At 72.6% G+C, this 9,515-nt stretch carries 13 protein-coding genes; 2 read left to right on the top strand and 11 right to left on the bottom strand.

The window, feature by feature from the left end:
• Positions 1–28: 28 nt before the first annotated feature.
• Positions 29–478, bottom strand: coding sequence for a 50S ribosomal protein L13 (gene rplM, locus ATJ88_RS04365; RefSeq protein ID WP_098462770.1), 450 nt, complete (start codon positions 476–478; stop codon positions 29–31).
• Between the two features lie 327 nt (positions 479–805).
• Here rplM and ATJ88_RS04360 point away from each other — a divergent pair, with 327 nt between their 5' ends.
• Positions 806–1,216, top strand: coding sequence for a DUF5709 domain-containing protein (locus tag ATJ88_RS04360; protein WP_098462769.1), 411 nt, complete (start codon positions 806–808; stop codon positions 1,214–1,216).
• A gap of 747 nt (positions 1,217–1,963) precedes the next feature.
• On the opposite strand, the gene truA is transcribed toward ATJ88_RS04360, so the two are convergent.
• The gene (gene truA / locus ATJ88_RS04355) at positions 1,964–2,878 is read right to left on the bottom strand and encodes a tRNA pseudouridine(38-40) synthase TruA (protein WP_098462768.1); all 915 of its coding nucleotides are present in this window, start codon (positions 2,876–2,878) and stop codon (positions 1,964–1,966) included.
• 28 nt (positions 2,879–2,906) lie between these two features.
• On the opposite strand from truA, the gene ATJ88_RS04350 reads away from it, so the two are divergent.
• Entirely contained in the window at positions 2,907–3,665 is a 759-nt protein-coding gene (locus ATJ88_RS04350) for an ROK family protein (protein ID WP_098462767.1), read from the top strand.
• Here ATJ88_RS04350 and ATJ88_RS04345 read toward each other — a convergent pair.
• From ATJ88_RS04345 to ATJ88_RS04305, 9 genes are all read right to left on the bottom strand, one after another.
• Positions 3,625–4,401, bottom strand: a complete 777-nt coding sequence (locus ATJ88_RS04345; protein WP_098462766.1) for an alpha/beta fold hydrolase — start codon at positions 4,399–4,401, stop codon at positions 3,625–3,627. The two genes, ATJ88_RS04350 and ATJ88_RS04345, sit on opposite strands and share 41 nt — an antisense overlap.
• Positions 4,402–4,477: 76 nt before the next feature.
• A complete protein-coding gene (gene rplQ, locus ATJ88_RS04340) occupies positions 4,478–4,981 on the bottom strand; it encodes a 50S ribosomal protein L17 (RefSeq protein WP_098462765.1) in 504 nt (167 codons plus the stop codon).
• Positions 4,982–5,057: 76 nt separating this feature from the next.
• Positions 5,058–6,071: a DNA-directed RNA polymerase subunit alpha gene (locus ATJ88_RS04335; protein ID WP_098462764.1), complete on the bottom strand. Its 1,014-nt coding sequence runs from the start codon at positions 6,069–6,071 to the stop codon at positions 5,058–5,060.
• 141 nt (positions 6,072–6,212) lie between these two features.
• Positions 6,213–6,617 (bottom strand): 30S ribosomal protein S11, encoded by a 405-nt coding sequence (rpsK, locus tag ATJ88_RS04330; RefSeq protein ID WP_098462763.1) that lies wholly within the window; start codon positions 6,615–6,617, stop codon positions 6,213–6,215.
• A gap of 80 nt (positions 6,618–6,697) precedes the next feature.
• Complete coding sequence (gene rpsM / locus ATJ88_RS04325; RefSeq protein WP_098462762.1) at positions 6,698–7,072, bottom strand: 30S ribosomal protein S13; 375 nt, start codon at positions 7,070–7,072, stop codon at positions 6,698–6,700.
• A 161-nt stretch (positions 7,073–7,233) separates the two neighbouring features.
• Positions 7,234–7,347: a 50S ribosomal protein L36 gene (gene rpmJ / locus ATJ88_RS04320; protein WP_009740505.1), complete on the bottom strand. Its 114-nt coding sequence runs from the start codon at positions 7,345–7,347 to the stop codon at positions 7,234–7,236.
• Between the two features lie 78 nt (positions 7,348–7,425).
• Positions 7,426–7,647 (bottom strand): translation initiation factor IF-1, encoded by a 222-nt coding sequence (gene infA, locus ATJ88_RS04315; protein WP_012877432.1) that lies wholly within the window; start codon positions 7,645–7,647, stop codon positions 7,426–7,428.
• Between the two features lie 265 nt (positions 7,648–7,912).
• On the bottom strand, positions 7,913–8,797 hold the full coding sequence (map, locus tag ATJ88_RS04310) for a type I methionyl aminopeptidase (protein ID WP_098462761.1): 885 nt from the start codon (positions 8,795–8,797) through the stop codon (positions 7,913–7,915).
• A gap of 81 nt (positions 8,798–8,878) precedes the next feature.
• Positions 8,879–9,436 (bottom strand): adenylate kinase, encoded by a 558-nt coding sequence (locus tag ATJ88_RS04305; protein WP_098465108.1) that lies wholly within the window; start codon positions 9,434–9,436, stop codon positions 8,879–8,881.
• Positions 9,437–9,515 lie beyond the last annotated feature (79 nt).

Genomic DNA, 9,515 nt, shown 5'->3' with positions numbered 1-9,515 from the left:
ATTCCTTCGCTTCGCGTCTGGCAGCGGCTCAGGCCTGCTGCGAAACCTGGGTGATCTCGAACGGCTGGGGCTGCTGGGCCGCGTGCGGGTGCTCCGCGCCACGGTAGACCTTCAGCTTCTTGAGCTGCTCGCGCCCGAGCGTGTTCTTGGGAAGCATGCCGCGAACGGCCTTCTCGACGGCCCGCTCCGGGTTGTTGTCGAGCAGCTCGCCGTAGCTCACGGAGCGGAGACCGCCCGGGTAGCCGGAGTGGCGGTAGGCCAGCTTCGTCTCGCGCTTGTTGCCGGACAGGGCGACCTTGTCCGCGTTGATGACGATGACGAAGTCACCGCCGTCGACGTGCGGGGCGAAGGTCGGCTTGTGCTTCCCGCGCAGGAGCGTGGCGACCTGGGTGGCCAGCCGGCCCAGGACGACGTCGGTAGCGTCGACGACGTGCCAGGTGGCCTGGACGTCGCCGGGCTTCGGGGTGTACGTACGCACTGTTGCGTCACCTTTTCGTGTTCGGAGTCGTCGGGCGAGAAGCGGCGCCCGATGATCAGGGTGTTGTGCGCGGGTATCTCCTGAGATGGCGTCCTGGCCTTGCGTCGTCGCAACGGTGGGAACGTGGACGACGCCGGACGCCGGAGGCATAGCACAACGGCTGTTCAGTCTAGCCGTAGGGTTCGGCGGGGGTCAAAGCGACGTCGGTCACGTCGGATCGCCGCCCCGGACGCCCGCACCCGCCTGCCGGCCCCACGGCCTCCCCCAGGGTACGGGGCAGCCCCGGCCCGGGCTGCGCGGACCCCCGTCCGGGTGCACGGTAGAGGCATGAGCGACGACACCTCCGCCACCCGCCCCGACCCCGAGTGGGGCGCCGAGGGTGACACCGACCAGCTGCCCCACGAGGACACGCTGGACGACCGCGGCACGCGCGACCTGCTCGACGAGGGCTACTCGCCGCCCGACCGCCCCCGCAAGAACCACTGGGGCGAGACCGCCTGGGAGGAGTCCGCCGGCGAGCCCCTCGACCAGCGCCTCGCCGCGGAGGAGCCCGACGACTGGGACGCCCCCGCCCGCCCCTCCGACGCAACCCGTGCGGGTCGCCTCGTCGAGGACGACGACGCCGACCCCGGCGCCGACGGCCGTCGCGCCAACGACCTCTACGGCACGGACGCCGGCATCGACGGAGCGGGCGCGACCGCCGAGGAGGCCGCGATCCACTGGACCAGCGAGCCCTGAGCCCCGCCCGGTCACTGCGCGACGGCCGGTGAGCGGTGAGGTCGCGGGCACGTTCGGGCGTCGGCCGGTGGTGGGATCGCGGGCACGGTCAGGTGTCGGCCGGTGGCGGGATCGCGGGCACGGTCAGGTGTCGGCCGGTGGCGGGATCGCGGGCACGGTCGCGTTCACGGGCCCCAGGGGGCCCTCCACTTCCGGTCTGACGACCGTGCCCGCGACCCCACCACCGACCTCTGGTCACGACTCAGCGCCACTCCACGCGACTCAGCGCACATCCACGCGACTCAGCGCACATCCACGCGAGTCAGCGCTGCTCCGCACGACTCAGCGCACATCCACGCGACCCAGCGCGATTCCTCGCGAGTCAGCGCAATGCCTCGCGAGTCAGCACTCGTCTGCCGTCCAGCGCTGGCCCCACGACCCCGCGCAAGTACACGTCGGCCGGCGCGGAAGCCAGAGATGGTCCGTGTGGACCCCGCTCGGCGCCCTTCGCCCTCCTCGTGGGTCCGCACACTTCACGGGACGACGTCGGTCCAAGCGCGAACGGGTGAGCGCGGGAGACGACGAGGCAGGACGGACCGCCGTGCCTCGGGCGGTGGTGGGGGCCGCGCGTCGTCGTCAGACCCGAAGTGGAGGGCCCCCTGGGGCCCGTGAACGCGACGACGCGCGGCCCCCACCACCGCCCGACCGAGCCCACGCTGACTCGCGTGGATGTGCGCTGACTCGCGCGACGGTGCGCCGACTCGCGGGTCAGCGGGGCGGCGCGACCTCGTCCGGTGAGCGGCGGGCGCGGATGCGGGCCGCGCGGGCGGCGAGCTCGTCGTCGGGCGGATAGGCGACGTGCTCGAGGGTGAGGCCGCGGGCAGGAGCCACGGCGGCCGCGGCGGAGCGGTTGCGTCCGGCGAGGACGGCTGCGGGCGCGTCGAGGTCGCGGCGGCCCTCCCCCACTGCCAGGGAGATGCCCACGAGGGCACGCACCATGGAGTGGCAGAAGGCGTCGGCCTCGACGGTGGCGACGACGAGCCCCGCGTCGGGGCCGCGGTCGGGGCGTTCCCAGGTGAAGCGGGTGAGCTCACGGATGGTGGTGGCGCCCTCGCGGGGCTTGCAGAAGGCGGCGAAGTCGTGGAGGCCGAGCAGGGGCTGGACGGCGGCGTCCATGGCGGCGGCGTCGAGGGGGCGGCGGTGCCACAGCACCCATTCGCGGCGCAGGGGGTCGCGGAGGGTGTGGTCGTCGGCGATGCGGTACCGGTAGGTGCGGGCGGCGGCGGAGAAGCGGGCGTCGAACCCGGCGGGTGCGGGGGCGGCGCGGTGGACGACGACGTCCGGCGGGAGGACGCCGGACAGGCGGTCGACGAGGGCGCGGCCGGGGTCGCGGTCGGAGCGGCCGGGCAGGGCGTCCCAGCGGGCGCGGGGGACGTCGACGTGCGCGACCTGGCCGCGGGCGTGCACGCCGGCGTCGGTGCGGCCCGCGACGGTGAGGCGGGGCGCGGGGGTCCCGGTGGGGCCGCTGCGCAGCACGGTGGCGAGGGCGTCCTCGAGGACGCCCTGGACGGTGCGGAGGCGCGGCTGGGTCGCCCAGCCGGCGAAGTGGGTGCCGGCGTAGCCGAGGTCGAGCCGCACGCGGACGTCGTCGTGGGCGGGTCCGTCCGGTGTGGTGGTGCTCATCGGTCCATTGTCCCCGGATGATGGGGGCATGACCTCACCACTGACGTTGGCCGTGGACTGCGGCGGGGGCGGCATCAAGGCGAACGTGCTGGACGGGGCGGGGACGGCGCACGCGGAGCCGGTGCGGGTGCCGACGCCGTACCCGCTGCCGCCGGAGCGGCTGCTGGAGACGGTCGCGGAGGTGGCGGCACGGCTGCCGCGCGCGGGCCGGGTGACGTTGGGGATGCCGGGGATGCTGCGGCACGGCGTGGTGGTGCACACGCCGCACTACGTGACGCGGTCGGGTCCGCGCACGCGGGTGGACCCGGACCTGGTGGAGCGGTGGCGCAGCCTGGACGTGCGGGCGGCCCTGGAGGACCGTCTGGGGGTGCCGGCGCTGGTGCTCAACGACGCGGAGGTGCACGGCGCGGGGGTGATCTCGGGGTCGGGCCTGGAGCTGGTGCTCACGCTCGGCACGGGGCTGGGCGCGGCCCTGTTCGACGGGGGGCGGCTGGCGCCGCACCTGGAGTGGTCGCGGGCGCCGGTGCGGCGGGGCACGTCCTACGACGCGTGGCTGGGCGAGCCGGAGCGCCGGCGTCTGGGTGACGGGTTGTGGTCGCGTCGGGTGGTGGCGGCGGTGGAAGGGCTGCGCCCGGTGTTCTGGTGGGACCGCGTGTACCTGGGGGGCGGGAACTCGCGGCGGTTGACGCGCTCGGCGCTGGACCGGCTGGGCGACGACGTGGTGGTGGTGCCGAACTCGGCGGCGCTCACGGGTGGGGCGCGGGCGTGGGACCTGCTGGTCGACTGACTGGCGTGGTCGGGCTCGCGGGCGCGGCGACGGCGTCGTGGGCCTCGAGGACGGCCCGGGTGAAGGCGACGGGCTGGTCGAGGCTGACGAGGTGCCGGGCGTGCGGGATCACGACGATCCGCGCGTCGGCGCCGCCGCGCCGGGCGGCGGCCAGCATGGACCGTTCCTGGCCCCGGAAGTGGTCCCACTGGCCGTTGACGAGCCGGACGGGGCTGGTGGCGGCGGCGAGCGCGGCGCGGGCGTCGACGTGCCCGATCTCGTCGAGGACGTCGCTCATGGCGTCGAGGGCGTAGCCGCCCGCGGCGAGGTCCTCCCCGGACCGGGTGTCGACCAGGGCGTGGACGGCGGCGGCGTTGAGCCGGGCACCGCTGTCGGGCCAGCGCTCGATCCAGCGGGCGATCCGGAGCCAGCCGGCGCGCAGCGGGGTGGCGGGGTCGGTGCAGCAGGAGGCCGCGACGAGCCCGGCGCTCTGCCCGGGGTGGCGGGCGCGGTGCTCGATGCCGACGTAGCCGCCGAGGGACAGCCCGACGACGAGCGCGCGGCCGCCGGCGTCGTCGACGACGTCGTGGACGGTCGCGACGGCGTCGTCGAGCGTGAAGCGGACGTCGCGGCGGGCACCGTGGCCGGGCAGGTCGGGGGCGAGGACGGGCACGCCGGCGGCGGTCAGCGCCTCGACCTGGCGTCGCCACATGGTGGCGGACGTGCGCGAGCCGTGCAGCAGCACCACGGGGAGCATGCGTTCACCGTAGGGACGACGAGGGCCCCGCACCACCGGTGCGGGGCCCTGCGACGCGCTGCGGGAAGAGGGGGCCTCAGGCCTCCTTCTTCTCCTCGGCCTCGGTGGTCTCGACCTCGGCGGCCTCGGTCTCGACGACCGGGGTCTCCTCGACCTGCTCCGACTTCGCGGCCTTCTCGGCGGCCTTCGTGGCCTCCTTGACGACGGCCTGCTTCGGGCTGACCGGCTCGGTCACGAGCTCGATGACGGCCATGGGGGCGTTGTCGCCCTTGCGGTTGCCGACCTTGGTGATGCGGGTGTAGCCACCGTTGCGCTCGGCCATGGCCGGGGCGATCTCGGTGAACAGGGCGTGCACCACGGACTTGTCGCGCACGACGCGCAGGACGCGACGACGGGCGTGCAGGTCGCCGCGCTTCGCGAACGTGATGAGGCGCTCGGCCAGCGGACGCAGGCGCTTGGCCTTGGTCTCGGTGGTCGTGATGCGGCCGTGCTCGAAGAGCGAGGTGGCCAGGTTCGCGAGGATCAGGCGCTCGTGAGCCGGGCTGCCACCGAGCCGCGGACCCTTGGTGGGGGTAGGCATGTCAGGTTCTCCTTGGATGTGGTCCCGCGCCGCGCGGCCCCGTCATGTCGAGCGGTGCCGCAGCCTGCGCGGAGCGTCAGTACGTCTGCTCGTCGCCGTACGTGGCGTCGTCGTCCCCGGCGTAGTACTGCGCGCTGGTGGGGTCGAAGTCGAGCGGCGAGTCCTTGAGGGCCAGGCCGAGCTCGGCCAGCTTCTCCTTGACCTCGTTGATCGACTTGGCACCGAAGTTGCGGATGTCGAGCAGGTCCGCCTCGCTGCGCGCCACGAGCTCACCGACCTGGTGGATGCCCTCGCGCTTGAGGCAGTTGTACGAGCGGATGGTGAGGTTGAGCTCCTCGATCGGCAGCGCGAGGTCCGCGGCCAGCGCGGAGTCCGTCGGCGACGGGCCGATCTCGATGCCCTCGGCCTCGACGTTGAGCTCACGGGCCAGCCCGAAGAGCTCGACGAGGGTCTTGCCCGCCGAGGCGAGAGCGTCGCGCGGCGCGATGGCCTGCTTCGTCTCGACGTCGACGATCAGCTTGTCGAAGTCCGTGCGCTGCTCGACACGGGTCGCCTCGACCTTGTAGGTGACCTTGAGGACCGGCGAGTAGATCGAGTCGACCGGGATGCGGCCGATCTCGGCGTCCACCGACTTGTTCTGCACGGCGGACACGTAGCCGCGACCCCGCTCGACGGTGAGCTCGATCTCGAGCTTGCCCTCGTCGTTCAGGGTGGCGATGTGCAGGTCCGGGTTGTGCACCTCGACGCCCGCGGGCGGGACGATGTCCGCCGCGGTCGCCGCCCCGGCACCCTGCTTGCGCAGGTACATCACGACCGGCTCGTCGTTCTCCGAGGAGACGACGATGTTCTTGATGTTGAGGATGATCTCGGTGACGTCCTCCTTCACACCCGGCACGGTGGTGAACTCGTGGAGCACACCGTCGATGCGGATGGAGGTGACCGCCGCGCCCGGGATGGACGACAGCAGGGTGCGACGCAGCGAGTTGCCGAGCGTGTAGCCGAAGCCGGGCTCGAGCGGCTCGATGGAGAAGCGCGAACGGTACTCCGAGATGACCTCTTCGGTCAGCGAGGGGCGCTGTGCGATGAGCACTGGTTTGGTCCTTTCAGTGTGCGTCCGCCATATGACGCATCACGGATCCGCGGGTCACGCGGTCCCGGGCGGGATTCGGTCCACCCGGCCGGGCAGGGGTTCGGCCGGCTGAGCGCGGGGGCTCAGCCGGCCGAGACACGATCAGACGCGGCGACGCTTGGGCGGGCGGCAGCCGTTGTGCGCCTGCGGGGTCACGTCCTGGATCGAGCCGACCTCGATGCCGGTCGCCTGGAGGGAGCGGATGGCGGTCTCACGACCGGAACCCGGGCCCTTGACGAAGACGTCGACCTTCTTGACGCCGTGCTCCTGGGCGCGGCGGGCGGCCGACTCGGCAGCGAGCTGCGCGGCGTAGGGGGTCGACTTGCGCGAGCCCTTGAAGCCGACGTGGCCGGCCGAGGCCCACGAGATGACGGCACCCGAGGGGTCCGTGATCGACACGATCGTGTTGTTGAAGGTGCTCTTGATGTGCGCCTGGCCGAGCGGGACGTTCTTCTTGTCCTTGCGGCGCGGCTTGCGCGAGGCGGAGGAGCGAGTCTTGGGAGGCATGTGCTTGGTATCTCCTGGTCTGAGGTCGTCGGACCGGGGCGGACGTCAGCGAGGCTGGTCCGCTCCACGGACTGCTGACGTCAGCGGGCCTTCTTCTTGCCCGCGACGGTGCGCTTCTTGCCCTTGCGGGTACGCGCGTTGGTCTTGGTGCGCTGACCGCGCACCGGCAGCCCGCGACGGTGACGCAGACCCTGGTAGGTGCCGATCTCGACCTTGCGGCGGATGTCGGCGGCGACCTCGCGGCGGAGGTCACCCTCGAGCTGGAAGTTGCCCTCGAGGAAGTCGCGCAGCGCGACGAGCTCGGCGTCGCCGAGGTCCTTCACGCGCGTGTCCTGGGAGATGCCCGTGGCGGCGAGTGCCTGCTCCGAGCGGGTACGGCCGACGCCGTAGATGTAGGTGAGCGCGACCACGACCCGCTTGTCACGGGGGAGGTCGACGCCGATAAGACGTGCCATGTGCCTTCCGGCTCCTGTACTTCGTCCAGAGGTCTGGAGCACCTGCCTCCCGCGGGTTCGCGGGCCCCGGCCCCTGGACCGGAGGTTCCCCTGCCGTGGCAGGTTCGTGCTGGTGCGCTGGTTGCGTCAGCCCGGAGGGCGGACGCGGGTGGTGCGAGGGATCAGCCCTGGCGCTGCTTGTGGCGCAGGTTCTCGCAGATCACCATGACGCGACCGTGCCGGCGGATCACCTTGCACTTGTCGCAGATCTTCTTGACGCTCGGCTTGACCTTCATCAGTGTTCCTCCGCCGCCTCCTGACCGGTCAGGACCCGGGTGCGCAGGCGGCGATGTCGATCGGGTGGGGGATGACGACTACTTGTAGCGGTAGACGATCCGGCCACGGGACAGGTCGTACGGGCTGAGCTCCACCACGACCCGGTCCTCGGGGAGGATCCGGATGTAGTGCTGGCGCATCTTGCCCGAGATGTGCGCGAGAACCTTGTGACCGTTGGCCAGCTCCACGCGGAACATCGCGTTCGGCAGCGCCTCGATCACGCTGCCCTCGATCTCGATGACACCGTCCTTCTTTGCCATGTCCTCCGCTAACTCTCGTCTGTGTCTTTCGACGGACTGCAGCCACGACCTCGAACCCGCTGCGGCAGCACCGCAGGGAGCCTCGGGGAGGTGGATCGCGTGCTTCCGCTCGCCCTGATGCCGGCCCCGGACCCCGCGATTGACTCGCGAGGGCGTCGAGGACGAGCGCACACGAACGGACTACACCCGACTGACCATCGTACTCCATCGCTTCGGGAGGGCAACCCGGTGCTACGTCACACCCGTCGTCCCCTGCCGGGGGACGTCACACGAGGGCGTCCAGCGCCACCGGGGTCACCCCGAAGGGCGCCAGCCCTGCCGCCCCCAGGTCCGGGGCCGTGAGGACGGCCACGCCGCTCTCCAGGACCGCCACCGAGTGCTCCCAGTGGGCGGCACGGGAGCCGTCCGCCGTCACCACCGTCCAGTCGTCGGCCAGCACCCGCGTCTCCGCGGTGCCGAGCGTGACCATCGGCTCGATCGCGAGGCACATCCCGGTACGCACGCGCGGCCCCCGGTCCCCCGACGCCCGGAAGTTGAGGACGTCCGGCGGCTGGTGCATCGCCGACCCGATGCCGTGCCCGGTGTACTCCTCGACGATGCCGAGGGTGACGTCGTGGAGGTCCGCGGCGAGCTCCACCGCCGCCTCGACCGCGTCACCCACCTCACCCACGCGCCGCGCGGACGCGAGGGCCGCGATACCGGCCCACATCGACGTGCGCGTCGCCCGGACGAGGAGCGCGTCCGCGGGGTCGAACCCCTCCCCCGCCTCCTCCGGGTCCACCGCGCCCTCGGCGCCGAGGAGGAACGACACCGCGGAGTCGCCGTGCCATCCCTCGACGATCGCACCGCAGTCGACCGACACGACGTCCCCGACACCGAGGACGCGCGCACCGGGGATGCCGTGGACCACCTCGTCGTTCACCGACGTGCAGATCGTCGCCGGGAAGCCGTGGTAGCCGAGGAACGACGGCGAGGCGCCCGCGTCGCGGATCACCCCCGCCGCGACCGCGTCGAGGTCGGCGGTCGTCATCCCGGGACGGGCCGCCGCCCGGACGGCGGCGAGGGCGTCGGCCACCACGAGGCCGGCGCGGCGCATGAGCAGCACCTGGTCGAGCGACTTCAGCTCGACCTTCTCACGGGACAGGAACACGGGACGACTCCTCGGGGTGCAGCACGACGCCGCCCCGCGGGTGGCGGGACGGCGTCGTGGTGATGACAGGGACGGGCACGCTCAGCCGAGCTGCTGCGCGAGCCCCGCGACGATCCGGTCGGTGACCTCGGTGATCTCGCCGATGCCGTCGACCTGGACGAGCAGGTTGCGCTCGGCGTAGGCGGCCGTCAGCGGTGCGGTCTCCGCGTCGTAGATGTCGAGCCGGCGTGCGATCGCCTCCGGGGTGTCGTCCTCGCGGCCCTCGATCTCGGCCCGCTTCGCGATCCGGCCGAGCAGCTCGTCGCGGTCGGCGGTGAGCTCGATGACACCGTCCAGGTCCCAGCCGAGATCGGTGAGGATCCCGTCGAGGGCCTCGACCTGGTGGGCGTTGCGCGGGTAGCCGTCGAGCAGGAACCCGGTGCGGACGTCGTCCTCGGCGAGGCGGTCCCGGACCATGGAGTCGGTGACCTCGTCGGGGACCAGCTCACCCTTGGCGGAGTACTCCTGCGCCAGGCGCCCGAGCTCGGTGCCGCCCTTGATGTTGGCGCGGAAGATGTCACCCGTCGAGATCGCCGGGATACCGAACACCTCGGCGAGCCGGGCGGCCTGCGTGCCCTTGCCCGCGCCCTGCGGACCCATGATCACGAGGCGGGTGACCCGCGCCTCCGAGTTCGGGGTGCCGTGGAGCTCACGACGGGTGGTCGGGGTGGTGGACTCG

This window comes from Isoptericola jiangsuensis (assembly GCF_002563715.1).
GTDB lineage: Bacteria > Actinomycetota > Actinomycetes > Actinomycetales > Cellulomonadaceae > Isoptericola > Isoptericola jiangsuensis.
The sequence above is the reverse complement of the archived record's forward strand: the minus strand, read 5'-3'. Positions and strand labels throughout refer to the sequence as shown.